The sequence below is a fragment of the Actinokineospora pegani genome (assembly GCF_009745975.1).
Classification (GTDB): domain Bacteria; phylum Actinomycetota; class Actinomycetes; order Mycobacteriales; family Pseudonocardiaceae; genus Actinokineospora; species Actinokineospora pegani.
On record NZ_WHOL01000035.1, the window covers coordinates 229 to 17,863 of the forward strand.

Here is a 17,635-nt window from a genome sequence, read left to right on the forward strand (position 1 = left end):
GACTGGAAGAAGCCGAGCGAGGTATTCACCGAACTCCTCCAAGCAGATGCTTCCACCGCCTGAACTCGCCCCCCCGACACCGACACCATCACCACCTGCCTGCTTCTGAACCGGATCGGTCGTTTCTTGCGGGACCAAGGCACTCTTGCCATTTCCATCACTTATCTTATTCGCGCCGTCAATAACACTCAACGCTTTTTTATTACCGATTACCGCTACAGTATTATTTTCCGTTGCAATCTCGCCAAAGCATATTGGGCTGTGGGTGATGTGAGGCAGGCGATTGCGCTGCTGGAGGTGACTCTAGCCGACTGTGAACGAGTGTTAGGTGTCGAACATCCCTTCACTCTAACCTGTCGCAGTGACCTCGCACTCGCTTATAAAGACGCTGGCGACGCAAGGCTGGCAATCTTATTGTTCGAGTTGATTGCGGCCGACTATGAACGGCTTTTTGGGTCAGATGAACCTGATACTCTAATTTTGCGTAGCAACCTTGCTAGCGCCTATCTAGAATCGGGTGAGGTGGAGCGGGCAACTTCTATGCTAGAGACGAATTTGGCTGACTGTGAGCGCGTTTTGGGCGTCGATCACCCTGATACCGTTAGTTCCCGTAATGAACTTGCTGGTGCTTGTCTGGAATCGGGCGATACAGAGGGGGCAATTCCTCTTTTTTGGGCGGCACTAGCCGACTGTGAGCGCGTATTGAGTGCCAACCATACCCAAGCCTTCTGGATTCGCAGCAACCTCGCCTCCGCCTACCGGGCGGCAGGTGACGTGGCGCAGGCAAAGTTAATGGGCGAGGCGGTGTTGGCTGACTGTGATCGTGTGTTGGGTGTCAAGCACGTCGACTATGTCAAATTCCGCAATAACCTTGCCTATACCTGTCTAGTTTCGGGTGACATAGAGCGAGCAATTTCGCTGTTCGAAGCAGCGCTGGCCGACGGCGAGCGAATATTGGATTCCGAAAGCCCGATAATGCGAACCATCATGGCGAATCTACGTGCCGCGAGGGAAGCTGGGAATAATTATTGAAGCTAAAGGATTTAATTTTCCCGTGTTGGTTATGAACTTGCTTTTCAAAGGGCTTGCCGGGCAGGCAAGGCAAAATTTTGGGCGGCAATAAATTCCCCGGATGTCGCCATGTGCTTGATGCATTCCAGTCGCGACAGGATGACCGGCTGGTCGCCGCCGGTGTTACCACTCTGCCTCAAGGGGCCGCAGAACCGATCGGGATTGCCGCTGCGGTGAGTTTGCGCGTAAAGCGTAGCCTTGGCTCCGGTCTCCCTCGGCTCCGCTTGGTCTTGCGAGCCGGTTCGCAGGTCGATGACGACAGAGTGCCCTCTGAGGTTCCCCCGGTAGCTCGGAGTCTTTCCAGGCATGGTCCGATAGGGCCTGAAGGGAGTCGTCCGTGGCACCACCGAAGAAGTACCCCGACGAGCTGAGGTCCCGTGCTGTCCGGTTGTACCGGGAGTCGGAGCCGAAGCCGGTGATCCGGCGTCTGGCCGAGCAGTTGGGCGTGCACCCGGAGGCGTTGCGGAACTGGATTCGGCAGGACGAGGCCGATCGTGGACAGCGTGGCGACCGGCCCACGACCATCGAGTCCGAGGAGCTGCGCTGGCTGCGGCGGGAGAACGCGGAACTCAAGCGCGCCAACGAGATCCTTAAGTCCGCGTCCGCGTTTTTCGCGGCGGAACTCGACCCGACCCGGCGACGGTCGTGAAGCTCGTCGATCAGCTTCGTGGCCGCTTCGGGGTCGAGTTCGTCCTCCGGGTCCTGGGCGTCGCCTCGTCCACCTACCACGGTTGGGTGGCCGACAGGCCGACCCGTCGGATCGCGAGCGCGAGGACCGGGCTGTCACCGCGGAGATCGCCGACATCCACACCGCCTCGGGTGGCACCTACGGCAGCCCGCGGGTGCACCAGCTCCTGCGGCGTCGGGGCATCCGCGTGTCGCGTAAGCGGGTCGAGCGGCTGATGCGCCAGGCGGGGCTGCAGGGCGCTTTCCTGCGTGAACAGTGGCGGACGTCGTCGACCAGGCAGGATCCGCGGGCAGCATCGGCCACTGATCGGGTGAACCGGGACTTCACCGCACCCGGGCCGGACCGGTTGTGGGTGGCCGACGCCACTTGGATCCGCACCGGCGAGGGCGTGTTCTGGCTCGCGGCCGTGCGCGACGCGTTCTCCAACCGGATCGTGGGCTGGAGAACCAGCGACCGCTGCGACACCGACCTCGTGCTCGGCGCCCTGGAATACGCCATCTGGTCCCGCGACGTGCGCGACGGGCAGCTCATCCATCACAGCGACCGCGGGTCGACCTACACTGCCTTCCGGTTCGCGGAACGGTTGGCGGACAACGGGATTCTGCCGTCGATGGGTCGGTCGGCGACTCGTATGACAACGCCCTGATGGAGAACTTCTTCTCCACGCTGAAGATCGAGCTGGTCTACCGACGCTCCTGGCGCACCCGCGACGAGGCCGAGAACGACCTGTTCCGCTATATCGACGGGTTCTACAACACCGAACGCATCCAGAAGGACCTCGGCTGGCTCAGCCCCGACGAGTACGAAACCACCTGGCACACCGCCCAGACCGAACCAACTACCATCCCGAGATCACCCACCCGATCCAAGTAACAACCACCCCGGGTTATCGGGGGAAGCTCAGGGTGCGCCTGATTGCGATCGCGGGCACCGGCGTCGTGGGCGGGCGGGTGCCGAGTTGGAGATGGTCCAGCGCGGCTCGGTCGGGCGTCCGGTGGATCGGCAGTGCTGGATGACCGGCGAGCCCCCGCTGCAGGCGCTGATCGCGCACGGGGACGCGGTGCGAGTGCTGAAGGTGCTCGAGCGGGTCAGCCCGTGCGAGTAACCCCCACTCCTCCGGGCGCCGCAGGTCGGGTCGGTGCCTGCGAGGGCAGGGGGCAGTGAACGCATCGTCGTCGAGGCTCCCGAAGTCGATAAGGCGGACCATCGGCCACCGACAGCGTCAGCGTCGCCTCGGCGATGAACCCAGACCCTCGCCCAGGCCCACCCCCAGTAGTCACGCTGCCCGGGACGTGACGGGGTCGTTGACCCGCAGTTTGTGGGCACTGGGAATGCTGTCTTCATTGGCCACGACTAAACCCACCCCTGCTCGAACTCCGAGACGGCCATCCTGAAGATTGCTCATCCGATCGTGCCGTCGCCAGCTCGACCGGCGCGCCTGCCGTGCCCTTGCGCACACAGAACTGGAAATGTTGGGGTTTACCAAACCGTCCGGTCGTTGTGGTTGAGCTGATCGGTGGATTGCCCGCTTGTGGCCGTTAGCGCACGCTTTCTCAGGAGCGGGTGACGGAAACCTGCCACCGGACTGGGGTCCAACAACACTGAGCGCCGACTGGCGCTTCGTTGCGCTGTCCTGGTTCCGTGACGACCTCTGGGGAGATCGCATGCACCGGGTTCGACTGCTCGTCGCTGTGATCATCGTCGTCCTTGTCACGACGGGGTTGCCGGTGTTCCCCGGGATCGTGACGGCCGCCGCGCAGGCCGCCCAGGGGTTGCCTCCGCAGCAACGCGCGGGGCACGCCGCAGGCCGGTCCCACGAGTCGCCCGCGGGGGAGGGGCAAAGCAGTGATCCCGCGCCGGTGAGCAGGCCCGAGGCCGTGGGAGCGCCGCCGATGGCGCCCGACCCCGTCGTTCCCGGGTCGGGGTTGGCGGAGGGCTCGATCGCGAAGTCAACACCGGTGTCGAACACCCCGGACATGGCCAAGGCCGTCGAGGACACCGGCAAACGAACCGCGCAGACGACCGAGTTCGCCCACCCTGACGGCTCACGGACGCTGCGGACCTACTCGAGCACCCGCTACGCGCCCGACGCCAAGGGCAAGCTCGAACCGGCGGACACCACCCTGCGCCGCACTGCCGACGGCAGGATCGCACCGAAGCTCGGCAGCGGGGCGAGCTTCGCGGACAAGGGCGACAAGTCGGGCTTGCTCGTACTGGACGTGCCCGGTGGCAGGGTGGAGATGGCGCTCGTGGGCGCCAAGCCCGTCTCGATCGACGTGCCGGACCTCGCGGCGAAGGGGGTCGGCGACGGAAAGGCGTCCTTCCGGGAGATCCGGGAGCACTCCGACCTGGCGCTGACGGCGGCCACCTGGGGCATCAAGGAGGACATCGTCCTCAAGTCGCCGCAGGCGCCGAAGGTATGGGACTTCGCGATCAGCACCACCGGTGGGTTGAAGCCGGAACTGGACAAGGCCACGGGCGCCGTCTTCTTCCTCAACCCGAAGGGGGAGCGCACTGCGGTGATCCCGCCCGGGTTCATGGTCGACTCGGCGATCGACCCCAGGTCGGGAGAAGGCGTCCGCTCCAACGGTGTTGGCTACTCCCTGGTCCAGGTCAACGGCGCGACCGTGCTGCGGGTCGAGTTCGACCAGGCGTGGTTGGCCGACCCCGCACGCAAGTACCCGGTGGTCGTCGACCCGACGCTGCGCAGCAACCCGGATGCCGACGACACCTACGTCATGTCCGGTTTCTCTCCGTTCGCGAGTCTCTGGGAGCCGGAGCTCAAGGTCGGCACCTACGACGGCGGAGCCCACGTCGCCGCGTCGTTCATCCACTTCAACCAGGCTTTCCACAACCTGCGCAACCACATGATCCTGGGTTCATCGCTCAGCGTGCACGAGGTCTACTCGTACTGCTGCCCAGCGCAAGCCCGCGACATCAACGTCTACCGCGTCACCGCGCCCTGGGGCGCGGAGGTCGACAGGTGGCCGGGGCCCGCCTACGACGGCAACCGCGTCGGGTACGCGACCGCCTCGTACGGCAACAGCCCCGGCTGGATCACCATGCAGTTGCCCGCCCAGGGGATGACCCGGTGGGTGCACGGCCTCGAGCCCTTCCATGGCTTCCGCCTCGGCGCGTCGTCGACGGACACCTACGCCTGGAAGCGGTTGTCCTCAGCGCAATCGCCGCAGCCGAACAACGTGCCGTTTCTCGATGTCTGGTACACCCCCGAGGGTGCGACCTACGGCGTGACCGCCTTCTCGACCGGGCCGACGAGCCAGACCGAGGGCGTGTTGCCGGTCCAGGTGACCAACTGGGGCACAGCCACCTGGCCCGCCGCCTCTGGCGGGGCTCCGAGCAGCTTCGTGCTCCGGCAGTCGATCTACAACTCGGCCAACCAAGAGGTCATCTCGGGCATGGGGGCCTCCGGTCTGGCGAACTACAGCCAGTTCAACGTCACGGCGACGACCGGGCCACACCAGACGACGACGGTGAACGTCCGCGTGCCCAAGCTGCCCCCTGGCCCCTACCGGATGGTCCTCGGCATGACCGGGTCCGGAAGCCATTGCTCGCACAACTGCAACTACTCGCCGTTCCAGGAATCGCCTCGCCAAGAGGTCCACTTCACCGTCCCGAACACCCCGCCCACCATCGACGCGCAACACCCGCCGAACAACGCCTCCGTCGACACCCTGACGCCGACTTTGTGGTCCCGCTTCGTCGACCCGGACGGCACTCCCAACGGGATCCAGCACTACCTCTACCGGGTGTGCGGCGGACTGCCCTCAGCCCCGGTCGGGTGTGTGGAGTCGGGGTGGCGCGACCTGCCCACATGGCAGGTCCCCTCCGGGCCTCTGTCCTGGAGCAAGATGGGCCACTGGTCGGTGAAGCTCTCCGACGGGGCCACGGAGAGCGGGTGGATCGGCGCCTTCGCGCTGACCCCCGTCGTCCCGCAGCCAGCCATCGCCTCCAAACTCGTGGGCACCCCGGACGGCGGCGACCTGCCCGGCGTCAACCCCCTGGCGGGCAACTTCGGCTCGTCGGTGACCGACGTGTCCGTGTCGGTCGGAGGACCTCCGCTGGCGGTCACCCGCACCTACAACTCCCAGGACCCACGCACCACCGGCGCGTTCGGGGCGGGCTGGACCACCCCGTTCGACCAACGCCTCACCGAGGAGGCGGGCACAGGCAACGTCGTGGCCACCCTCGTGACCGGCCTGCAGGTGCGGTTCGGCCGCAACCCCGACGCCTCCTACGCGCCCCCACCGGGCCTGAACCTCACCCTGGTCAAGTCGGGCACCGAATGGGTCCTGCGCGACGCCAAGGGCAACCGCCGCACCTTCGACGCGCAGGGCAGGCTCATTCGCACGACCGACGCGTCCGGCAACACCCAGACGGTGCTCTACGCCAGCACCTCGGCGCAGATCGACAAGATCCGCGACGACGCCAGCGGCAGGCAGCTGCACCTGACCTGGTCGGGCGGGCACGTGGTCTCCGCCGCGACCGACGCCCCCTCCACGGGCGTGCAGGCGCCCACCTGGACCTACACCTACTCCGGTGACAAGCTGACCACGGTGTGCGCACCGCTACAGGTCGACTCGTGCACGTCCTACGACCACGTGGTCACCTCCCACTACCGGGCGACAGTCCTCGACGACAACCCGACCGCCTACTGGACCCTCGGAGAGGCCACCGGGGCCACCGCCAACAGCCAGACCGGTGTGACGGCGGGGGAGTGGAACGCCACCTACCAGGGCGTGGTCCAAGCGCAGCCCGGTGCGATTGCCGGATCGACGGACACCTCCGCCAAGTTCGACGCCGCCACCCCGGGGGGCGTCGTCTCGCCGAAGGACCTGCTGAACAAGAGCATGGGCTACTCGGTGGAGGTCTGGTTCAAAGCCGACTACGGCAAGAACGGCGTGCTCGTCGGCGAGCAGAACACCGACCTGTCAGGTCAGCCGACCAACTACACCCCGTGGCTCTACATCTCCTCCGCGGGCAAGCTGCGCGGCAACGCGTTCACCACGGCGGGCGTGCACTCGTTGACCACCGCCAACCGCGTGGACGACGGGCAGTGGCACCACGCGGTGTTCACCGGCTCGGTGGACGCCTACACCCTCTACCTCGACGGCGCCCAGGCCGCCACTGGGACCGGCGGCGCGATCGACCACCAGACGGCGGACCGCCTGGTGATCGGCAATGGCCGGACCGCGGGATGGCCCGACGGCAGCGCGGGCGCCATGCACCCGTTCACCGGCCACCTCGACGAGGTCGCCGCCTACCGCCACGCACTGATCCCGGCCAAGGTCGCGGCCCACCACAGCGCCAGGACGACCACGAACCGGCTGTCCAAGGTCACCGAGCCGGGCAACTTCGCCGCCACCCAGATCACCTACGACGGCCAGGGTGGGCGGGTCGGCAGCCTCACCGACCGGCACGGCGCCACGTGGACGGTCGGACTCGCCGTCCCAGGACCGGAGAAGACCCGCTCGGTCGAGCTGACCTCGACCATCCGCACGCCCATCACCTACGTCTACGACGCCGCCAACGGCAACCGCATCACCGAACGCCGGGACTCCTTCGGCACGACGGCGTGGGGCTACAACGCCGCCGGATTCGTCCACACCACACGTGACCCGTCCGGCTGGACGACCTACACCGACACCGACGCCCGGGGCAACGTCATCCGCGCTGCCTCCTGGTACGGGGTGTGGGGCTACCGCGGCTACGCCTACTTCAACAACCCCGCAGACCCGCTCGACCCCCGCAACGACACCCTGCTCTGGCAGACCAACGGCCAGGGCTGGGGCGACGAGGAAGCCCACAAGACCAAGTTCACCGTCGACGCGGGCGGCCGGGTCGTCAAGATCGTCTATCCCAAGCCCGCCGGAGTGGTCACCAACCCCGAGGAGACGTTCACCTACGCCACCGGACCACACCCGGCGGTCGACGGCGGCAACATCCCGCTGGGCAAGCCGATCATCCACACCGACACCCGGGGCAAGGCCACCACGCACTACTACTACCGCTCCGGCGACCTCGGCGCGGTCATCGACCCGGCGGGCCTGCGCCACGAGCACGGTTACGACGCCCTCGGCCGGGTCCAGTACCAGAAGCAGTCCGCGCGCACCGGGACGACCTGGACGACCATCGGCACCACCACGTTCGCCTACAACGCGCTGTCGCAACAGACCCAGGTGACCGAGCCCGCGGTGACCAACCCGATCACCAACGTCACCCACCGGGCGGTGACGACCTCGGTCTACGACCGATCGGGCAGGCGCACCCAGCAGACCGTCTCCGACGCCACCGGCGGAGACCCCTCCCGCGCCACCTCCTACGGCTACGACGCCGCGGGCAGGCTCACCACCATCACCGCGCCAGACCAATCGGTGACCACCAGGGAATGGGACACCGCAGGCGACCTGGTGAAGACAACCGACGCAGGCGGCCGGGTACTCGAGCGCCAGTACGACGACCGGCACCTGCTCGTGGAGACCGTGGCCGTCGGGCAGGGAGTCGACCCGTTCGACCCCGCCAGCACCCGCCTGGTCATCGAGTCACGGGCCTACGACCCGCACGGCCGGGTCACCTCGGTCGTGGACGCCCAGGGCCGTGAGCGCGAGCTCTCCTACCACGGACATGGTCCGGTCTCGAGCATCCACCAGATCCAGCGCGACCAGAACGGCGCCGTCGTAAACCAGGAGCACCTGCGCTCCTGGGAGTACAACGGCGCGGGGAAGCCGGTCGAGCAGTGGGAGGGCAGGGCGCTCGGCACGCAGACGCTCTACGTCTACGACGACGCCGGACTGCTGCAGGCCGAGGCCGTCGACCCGCAGAACTCGCCTCTCGCGACCACCTACACCCGTGACGCGGCGGGCAATCCGCTGACCGTGACCACGCACTCCGGCGCGCAGTTCAACTCGCTCAACTTCAACGAGATCGGCTACCTGGGCGACAACGGCGGCTCCACCTCGCAGAAGGACCCCCTGGGAGCCCGCTACGCCGACGGGGCCAACCACATCGACTACGAGTTCGCGTGGCCACGCGGTGACATGGCGGGCAGGCGGAACCTCACCGGCGCCAAGATCACGCTGCGGCTGTCGAACCAGTACTTGGTCGAGACCAGCGTGGACGGCACGAACTGGGTAGAGCGCGCTCGGGAGACCCAGGACATCCGCGACCACTCGAACCTGGCCGAGCTGACCTTCGACGTCAGCAACCATGTCAGCACAGCGCACAACCCCCTGCGCATCCGCGTGCGCGATTCGCAACCCGCCAACGGCTGGGGCGGGCGGGTGCTCTCGGGTCGGGTGGAGTTCCACGACAGCTCCGCGCCCCCGGCGACGACCCGCTACGGCTACGACGACGCAGGCCGTCTGATCAGCAGCACCGTGGACAACCCCGGCGGTACGCCCACAGCGCTCACCACCACCCAGACCCGCGACGCCCGCGGCCTCGTCACCGCCCTCACCGATCCCACTGGCGCCACGACCGACCTGACCTGGGACACCCTCGGACGCTCCAGCACGGCGAAGCAGCCCGCCGTCGACACGGTGACCTCGGGGGTCGTCCAGACCGCCGTGCGACCCACGGCCACGTCCGGGTACAACACCTTCGGCGAGCTCACCCGCAACAAGGACGCCAACGGTGCCGTCACCACGCGGACCTGGGACGTGATGGGGCGCATGACTGGTGCGAGCGCCGCCGCCTACACCCCTCCGGGCGGCTCCCCGGTCACCTCGACGACCTCGGCCGTGTACGACTCGCGCGGCCTGCGGGTCGAGGCAACCGACCCGCGCGGCGGTGTCACCTCAACCCAGTACGACTACTACGGCCGTCCGGCCAAGGTGACCGGTCCCGACCCCGACGGGACCGGACCCAAGCCCCGGCCGGAGACCGGCTTCGCCTACGACCGCGTCGGCCAGCTCCTGCGCACGACCGACCCCACCGGCGCCGTCTCCGAGTCGACCTACGACGAGTACGGCAACGAGGTCACCTCGACGGCCATCCGCAGGACGGCGGGCGCCCCCCTCGTCCACACCACAACCTTCGAGTACGACGAGCTCGACCGGCTGATCAAGCAGACCAGTCCTGGCGGGCAAGAGACCACGATGCGCTTCGACGACCGGGGGGACATCGAGGGCTTGACCCTGCCCTCAGGCGTCTTCCAGTACTGGGACTACGACCACGCGGGCCGTCTGCAGAGCACGATGCTCGATGACAAGTACCTGACGCTCTACAACCGTGACGGCGCCGGACGCGTCGTCAGCGAGACCGACCATGTCGGGAGTTGGCAGGCGCCCGGCCCGGCTTTGCGCACGCGCTCCTCCGTGCTCGACGCCGCGGGCAGGGCGACCCAGTCCACCACCGCGGCGGGCCGCGTGTCGCGCTCGACCTTCGACGCGGCCGGCCGCACGTCCTCCCTCACCCAGTTCGCCAACGGCACAGACCCCGCCTCGGCCTCGACCGTCCAACTCCGGTACGACGCTGCAGGCAACCGCACCCGGATGATCGACCCGAACGGCAACAGCACCGACTACACCTACAACAGCTGGAACCTGCCTGAGTCGCTGATCGAGCCCTCGACCCCGCAGCACCCCAACGCCACCGACCGCACCTGGACCACAACGTACGACGCGATGGGCAACCCCGTGTCCGAGGTCGGGCCCGGAGGGGTCAGCACGCAGCGGACCTTCGACGGCCTCAACCGGCTCGTCAACCAGACCGGCTCCGGCGCGACGGCGGCCAAGTCCTTCGACTACGACGCGGCAGGCAGGCCCGTCCGGTTCTCCGGGCCGACGGGCGACACGACGGTCACCTGGGACGACCGAGCGCAACTGGTGGGCCTGGGTGGCGCGGCGGGCACGGCGACCTACGAGTACGACGCCGACGGGAGGATGACCAAGCGCACCGACCGCGCGGGCGTGGCCAATTACACCTACAACGCGAATGGCCTGTTGGGCACCTCCACCGACCCGTTGAGCGGCCGCACCCTGGCCTACGCCTACGACGACGACGCCCGGCTCACCTCGATCACCCAGGGCGCGGGCGGTGCTGTCCGCCAGTTCGGGTACGACGACTTCCACCGGGTCACCAGCGAGACGACCAAGGCACCCGGCGGCGCGACGACCGCGTCCACCGCGACCGGGTTCGACCTCGACGGCCTGATCACCTCCGAGACGGTCACCGGCATGACCGGGACCGGGGCCAACACCTACACCTACGACGGGATGGCCCGGCTCACCGGCCACCTCCCGCCGACCGGGAACCAGGTGACCTACGGGTGGGACAAGTCGTCCAACCGCACCTCGGTCACCACGCCGTCGGGGACCACCACGGCGGTGTACGACGCCCGCAACCGGCTCGTCTCCGACAGCTCCGGCCGCGCGAACACCCACACCCCGCGCGGCACCCTGGCCACGTCGACCCTGAGCGGCGTCACCACGACGCTGCAGCACGACGCCTTCGACCGCATGACGTCGGCGACCAAGGGCGGCCAGACCTCCACCTACGCCTACGACGCCCTCGACCGCGTCGCCACCCGCAACGGCTCCGGGTTCGCCTACGCCGACCTGCAGAACTCTCCGGTCGGGGTGCCCAACGGTGTCGGCGAGAACCTCTTCTCCCGAGGAGTCGACGGAGCCCCGCTCACCGAGCGCACCGCCGCCGGGGTCACCCGCAACGTGCTCGCCGCGGCCGCCAGGGGCGACGTGCTCGCCGGGACCGACCCCGCCACGGGCGCGGTGTCCACCTCCACCGACTACACCCCCTTCGGCGAGCCCACCGGCACCGGCGATCGCTCACCCCTGGGCTTCCAGGGCGGCTACACCGACCCGGTCACCGGCCAGGTCAACGCCCATTCCCGCTGGTACGACCCCGCGACCGGCGTGTTCACCTCCCGCGACACCTGGACCCTGGACCCCTATCCGGTCGTCCGAGCCAACCGCTACACCTACGGCGACGCCGCCCCGACCACCGTCAGCGACCCCAGCGGGCACTGCCCGCCCTGCGTCATCATGGGCATCGCCTGGGCCGCCCACGGGCTCGTGTGGCTCATGGAGAACACGGGCCAGGATCCCGACCAGCCTCCGGCCATGATCCAGACGTGCAGCAACGCCCAGCACGGCTGCGGTGGCAGCGGAGCCTACGGCGCCCACCGCCAAGGCGAGCGCGACTTCACCAACAGCCAGAACAACGGGAAGAACGGCGGCTCCAAGCCCGGCGGCAGCACGTCGGGCGGCGGCTCAGGCCGCGGCAGCGGCGGCAGCGGCGGTGGTGGCGGTGGCAGCGGCGGTGGATCCACCAACGGCAAGAACGGCAAGAACGTCAAGCCCGCTGCCCCGCCGCCACCGCCGGTGGCAGTGGTCAACAACAACACCCCCACACCCCGCCCGGCCACTGAGCAGACCCTCAACGGCGGCAGGCCGATCCCCACCGCGCCGACCACCGGCACCCCGGTCACCGTCCCCGCCGTCGATGCTGTCCCGGCGAGTTATGTGCCCATCGAGTTGGTGACCGCAGACCAGGGGTGCGACTGGCGTTGCCAGACCGGCGGCTTCGTCCAGGGCCTGCTGGTGGCGGGCAAGGACGCCGTTGTGGGCACCGCCGATCTCGCCGTCGACTTCGCCCAGTGCTCGCCCGCCTGGGCCGCGACGGACGCCGTCTCGGCGTGCGTCGGCAACGCGGTCACGATCGCCTCGGTGACCGACGCCGCCGTCGACGACCCGGTCGACTTCGCGGGCGGCGTCTGGGACGGCATGACCCAGGACATCCGCAACGCCTGGAACGACGGCCGCTACGGCGAGGCCGCAGGCCTGGCCTCCTTCGAGCTGATCGACCTGCTCATCGGCTCCCACGGCGCGACCAAGGCCCGCCACGTCGACAAGCTCCCATGTGTCGGCGGTGGCAACAGCTTCCCCCGTGACACCCCCGTCCTGATGGCTGACGGCACGAACAAGCCCATTGCCGAGGTCAAGCCTGGCGACAAGGTCATGGCGACCGACCCCGCGACGGGTGTGTCGGCTCCCAAAGTGGTCACCGCCACCAAGGTCACCGACGGCCAACGTCTCATGGTCGGCATCACCACGGCGGAAGGCACGGTCACAGCCACCGACGACCACCCGTTCTGGCTGCCCCGCGAGAACCGGTGGACCAACGCCGACGAACTCAAGGCGGGCGATTGGCTGTGGACCTCCGCGGGCACGGCAGTCCAGATCACCGCGATCCACACCAGGTACGCGTCCCAACGCGTCCACAACTTCACCGTCGAAGGCCTTCACACCTACTACGTCCTTGTTGGTGAGACGCCGGTACTCACCCACAACGAGGACCCCTGCGTCAACATCTACAAGGCCGCGCAGAAGGGTATGACCGAGAAGATTTTGCGCGACGGATTTCAGCCGGAGGACTTTCCCCGTGGCAACGGCATGGACGGGAAGGCATACTTCGGTGTCGAGAAGAGCGGAAAGGACATCGCGCTGAAGTACGCCAGCCACGGGACCTACGACGACGAGATCATCCAGGTCACCATCCCCAAGGACGTTTACGACGCCCAATTCCTTGCCCACCAGTACAAGTACGAGGGTCGGGAAGGTCAGTACGAGGTGAGCATCCCGCAAGAGCTCTTTCCCATCCTCAACCAGTACAAGCCAGTAGTGACGGCCAACTGATGGGCGACATGGTGCACGACCGTGTGCCTGATGACGGGTGGCAAGAAGCCGTCGATCCCATCGACTGCACGGTGACCGCTGTCTTCCCCTTCGGGGTCTACGTTGACGTGACGAGCGGCGGCAAGGGGTTCATCGATGCCGTCTACGTTGGAGATGACCACTATGAGGTGGGCCAACTGGTCTGCGGGCACCTAGTCCATTTCGACGAGGACAAAGGGCATCACCGCGTCCGTCCCCATGGCAAAGTTCCGATGCACGAGTACCTGCGGCGTGTCGAGCAAGTGCGCCAGGACGACGCTGCGAGGTCCCGCGGCGCTGAACCAGACGGGCGAGCCTGACTCTCCGGTGCCCTCGGAGGTTCTCACCCACGAGCAGCCCGGGACACCTTCTTCGTGTCGTCGGCTGAGATGTGCCGCCAGTTAGGGCTCCTCTGAAAGCGGAACGAACACCTCGCCGCCCCGTGTGGTGGCGACATGGCCCGCTGCACGACAGCAGGCCGACCGGGCCGCGGTCCAGGCAGGCCGCTGCGCGGTCGGCTGCGCCGAGCCTTGACCGAACCCGACCTGCCAGCTCTCAGGTGCGTGTCCACGCACCACACACCACAAGGGACGGACCGGAGCCTGAGGTTCCCCCGGTAGCTCGGTGGCTTGATCCTCATCCCGTTTGGCGGAGTCGGGTTGCTGGACTTCAGGCTACTGGAGCGATCCTGGCGTGTCGGAGTTCGTACTCGATCGGTGTGAGCATTCCGAGTGCGGTGTGGCGTCGGCGGCGGTTGTGGAACATCTCGAGGTACTCGAACAGGGCGTTGGCCAGCTCCAGACGAGTGCGCCATCGTCGGCGATCGAGCAGCTCGGTCTGCACACGCCCCCAGAACGATTCGATCATGGCGTTGTCATAGCAGTCGCCGATCGAACCCATCGACGGTAGAAGCCCGGACTCCTTGGCGCGCCTGGTGAAGGTCCATGACGTGAACTGGACTCCGTGGTCGGAGTGGATCACCGTGTCCGAGAGCGGGGACCGGTTCGAGATGGCCATGCCGAGCGCGTTGGTGGCCAGGGCGGCGGTCTGACTGGAGTCGATCGACCACCCGAGGACCCGACGGGAATGGACGTCGAGTACGACCGCGCAGTACACCTTGCCCTCACGGGTCGGATGTTCGGTGATGTCGGTGACCCACAATTGGTTCGGCGCGGCGCGGGCGAAGTCGCGGTCGACCAGATCCACCGCGGTGGGCGTGTCGTGCCTCGGTCGCTGTCTGCGTCGGTTGGGCAGGCCTTTGATTCCGTTGCGGCGCATGAGAAGCGCGATGGTGTTGTGTCCGACGGTGACTCCGCGGCCGAGGGTGAGCTCGGCGTGTACTCGCGGGGCGCCGTAGACCTGGAACGACTCGACGTGGATCTCACGGATGAGGTCGACGAGCCAGGCTTGGCGGATCGCCCGTGGCGAGGGCGCGCGGCCTCGCCAGTCGTAGAAGCCGGACTCGGACACCCCGAGCACGCGGCAGGCGAGCTGGATCGACCACCCCTCGGAGGCGATCACCGAGACCGCCTCGTATCGCCTTGTGGGGTGCTGCTCTCCTTGAGTAGTTCGGCGGCGCGGCGGTGGACGGCGACCTCGGCCTCGAGTTCGGCGATCCGTCGACGCGCGGCGACCAGCTCGGCGTTGTCGGCACTGGTCGTCCCAGGCAGCTGTCCGCTGTCGATGAGCTCCTGGCGGCGCCAGGCATAGATCGTCTGGTCGCTGATGTCGAGGTCCGCCGCGACCTGAGCGACGCGGCGGCCGGACGCGACCAGGTCGAGCACCTTGCACCGGAACTCGGGTGGGTACCGCTTGGGCATCGTGGACTGTCCTCCGGGCTACTGAGAAGAGTGATCATCCAATAACCCGACTCCGAAGAACCAGGTGAGGATCACAGGCCGGTTCACCTCACTGGACCCAGTGCTCGACACCGACGACCCGCAGCAGATGAACGGGTACGCCTACGCCAACAACTCCCCAGTCACCAACTCCGACCCCAGCGGCCTCTACTGGAAGACGATCTCAGTGGCCCAGCGGGTCGCGATCACGACCTTCGTCTGGGCCGCCTACGTGATCGGGTTGATGGTCCCAATTCTCATGCTGGTCGCGGTCGTCTACTGGATCGTCCAGGTGTTCGTGTACCGGGTGTGGATCGAGCCGCCGTGGCGCGGCTCGGGCGGGGTCACCAAACAGCAGGCCGCCAAGGAGGCCGGACTCAGCGAGCAGGAATACCAGGAGGCCAAGAACGTCGCCGCCGACAAACGAAGCTGGGTCGATGTCGCCATCCAGATCGGCGGCGACGTCCTGCAGGAGATCATTGGCGTCAAGGGCATCATTGACAACTGCATCAAGGACTTCAACCTCATCAACTGCGGGTTTGAGGTCTTCACAGCCGTCCCCTGGTTCAAGGTCCTCAAGGGCGGCAACATCCTCGACAAGATCGTCGACGCTTTCAAAAACGCCAAAGACTGGACCCGCCGCCGCGACAAAGCCATGGCCGACCTCAAACGCGTCGAGGACGCCGAACGCCGCTTGACCTCACGCGCCGGCTGCAACAGCTTCGTCCCCGGCACCCCGGTCCTGCTCGCCGACGGCAACAGCAAACCCATCGAGCAACTCAGACTCGGCGACCATGTCCTGGCCACTGATCCTGACACGGGCCGGACTGCCTCGCGCGCAGTGGTCGCCACGATCACCGGCGCGGGCCACAAGCACCTCGTCGACATCACCGTCGACACCGACGGCGAAGCAGGCAACTCCACCGCCACCCTGACGGCAACCAACGGCCACCCTTTCTGGGCCCCGCAGGTACAGACCTGGCTCGACGCCGACCACCTCAGCCCACGAACCAAGCTCGAGACCCCTGTGGGCACCCAGGTCCAGGTCACCGCCACCCGTGCTTGGGCCACGACCCAAACGGTCCACAACCTGACTGTCGACGGCATCGTGAACCGCCCCGGGTTCGGTGGAGACTCGATTAGTTAATTGTTCCAGCCGGGGTTGGCTGGTGTTGACGGTAGTGGACGGCCTCGACTTCGGCGGGTGTCAGGTGTCCGATTCTGCTGTGCAGCCGCCGGTTGTTGTACCAGTCGATGTATTCCAGGGTGGCGTATTCGACCTGGTCGCGAGTGTGCCAGGGGCCTTGCCGGTTGATCAGTTCGGTTTTGTAGAGCCCGATGGTCGACTCGGCCAGGGCGTTGTCGTAGGCGTCGCCGACGGAGCCGATCGAGGCGTCGATCCCGGCCGTGAGAAGGTGGTCGGTGAAGGCGAGAGACGTGTATTGACTGCCCGCGTCCGAGTGGTGGATCAATCCCGCCGCGATCGGGTGACCTGTGTGCCCGCGGGCCCACAACGCCATTTCCAGTGCGTCGAGCACCAGGGCGGTGCGCTTGGTGGTGTCGGCCTTCCAGCCCACGATCCGGCGGGAGAACACGTCGATGACGAATGCGACGTAGACGATGCCCGACCAGGTTGAGACGTAGGTGAAGTCCGCCACCCACAACGCGTTCGGTCGCCCGGCGGTGAAGTCCCGGTCGACCAGATCGCCGGCGCGGCGTCCGTCCTTGGCCGGGATCGTGGTGCGGCGGGGACGGCCGCGCACCACGCCGGTGATGCCCAGTTCGCGCATCAGCCGCTCCACCGTGCACCGGGCGACCATGATCCCCCTGCGGCGCAACGCGATCCAGATCTTCCGCGCCCCGTAGACCTGGTAGTTGTCGCGCCACACGGACAAGATCTCGGTGCGCAGTTCCCCGTCGCGGACGGCACGCGCCGAGGCGGGGCGGGCCTTGGCGGCATAGTAGGTGGACGGGGCGATCGCCACGCCTGCCTGGCGCAGGACGCGACAGATCGGCTCGACCCCGAACTCCTGTTTGTGGCGGTCGATGTAGTCGATCACCGTTGCGTGGGGCGGTCGAGCTCCGCCGCGAAGAAGGTCGCCGCCGACCGAAGAATCTCGTTGGCGCGCTTGAGCTCCGCCACCTCACGCTTGAGGCGCTTGAGCTCAGCGGACTCCACCGTCGTGGTCCCCGGACGGGCGCCGTGGTCGACCTCGGCCTGCCTGATCCACTTGCGCAGCGTCTCCGGAGTCACCCCGAACTTCGGCGCGATCGAGCACACCGCCGCCCACCACGACGGGTACTCCTCCCGATGCTCCGCAACCAGCCGCACCGCCCGCTGACGCACC

The 17,635-nt window shown here is 67.3% G+C and carries 9 protein-coding genes, 1 pseudogene and 1 other annotated feature (1 of these 11 cut by a window edge); of the genes and pseudogenes, 8 read left to right on the top strand and 2 right to left on the bottom strand.

Annotation, left to right across the window (positions count from 1 at the left end; all coding sequences use genetic code 11):
• From GCL84_RS01570 to GCL84_RS01600, 7 genes are all read left to right on the top strand, one after another.
• The coding region annotated (locus GCL84_RS01570) for an IS30 family transposase (protein ID WP_156753510.1) crosses the window boundary (this coding region is incomplete at its 5' end): on the top strand, positions 1–63 show 63 of its 291 nt. 228 nt of the annotated region lie to the left of the window's left edge.
• 42 nt (positions 64–105) lie between these two features.
• Positions 106–1,032, top strand: coding sequence for a tetratricopeptide repeat protein (locus tag GCL84_RS01575; protein ID WP_268891316.1), 927 nt, complete (start codon positions 106–108; stop codon positions 1,030–1,032).
• A gap of 376 nt (positions 1,033–1,408) precedes the next feature.
• Complete coding sequence (locus tag GCL84_RS01580; protein WP_156753512.1) at positions 1,409–1,720, top strand: transposase; 312 nt, start codon at positions 1,409–1,411, stop codon at positions 1,718–1,720.
• Between the two features lie 82 nt (positions 1,721–1,802).
• On the top strand, positions 1,803–2,405 hold the full coding sequence (locus tag GCL84_RS01585) for an IS3 family transposase (protein ID WP_197522948.1): 603 nt from the start codon (positions 1,803–1,805) through the stop codon (positions 2,403–2,405).
• Positions 2,405–2,632: an IS3 family transposase gene (locus GCL84_RS01590; RefSeq protein ID WP_156753514.1), complete on the top strand. Its 228-nt coding sequence runs from the start codon at positions 2,405–2,407 to the stop codon at positions 2,630–2,632. The genes GCL84_RS01585 and GCL84_RS01590 overlap by 1 nt, the downstream gene beginning before the upstream one ends.
• Positions 2,633–3,423: 791 nt before the next feature.
• Complete coding sequence (locus GCL84_RS01595) at positions 3,424–13,431, top strand: polymorphic toxin-type HINT domain-containing protein (protein WP_156753515.1); 10,008 nt, start codon at positions 3,424–3,426, stop codon at positions 13,429–13,431.
• On the top strand, positions 13,431–13,769 hold the full coding sequence (locus GCL84_RS01600) for a S1 domain-containing protein (protein WP_156753516.1): 339 nt from the start codon (positions 13,431–13,433) through the stop codon (positions 13,767–13,769). Before GCL84_RS01595 ends, GCL84_RS01600 begins: the two co-directional genes overlap by 1 nt.
• A gap of 349 nt (positions 13,770–14,118) precedes the next feature.
• Here GCL84_RS01600 and GCL84_RS01605 read toward each other — a convergent pair.
• Positions 14,119–15,269, bottom strand: a pseudogene (locus tag GCL84_RS01605) (IS3 family transposase).
• A 100-nt stretch (positions 15,270–15,369) separates the two neighbouring features.
• Between GCL84_RS01605 and GCL84_RS01610 the strand changes: the two are divergent.
• Positions 15,370–16,434, top strand: coding sequence for a polymorphic toxin-type HINT domain-containing protein (locus GCL84_RS01610; RefSeq protein ID WP_235925920.1), 1,065 nt, complete (start codon positions 15,370–15,372; stop codon positions 16,432–16,434).
• Here the strand turns inward: GCL84_RS01610 and GCL84_RS01615 are convergent.
• A protein-coding gene (locus tag GCL84_RS01615) for an IS3 family transposase (RefSeq protein WP_235925921.1) occupies positions 16,427–17,634 on the bottom strand; the annotation gives its coding sequence in 2 pieces (ribosomal slippage) (positions 16,427–17,379 and positions 17,379–17,634; 1,209 coding nt in all). The genes GCL84_RS01610 and GCL84_RS01615 overlap by 8 nt on opposite strands.
• Positions 17,258–17,386: a sequence feature (AL1L pseudoknot), on the bottom strand. (Overlaps the previous gene by 129 nt.)
• Position 17,635: the final 1 nt, after the last annotated feature.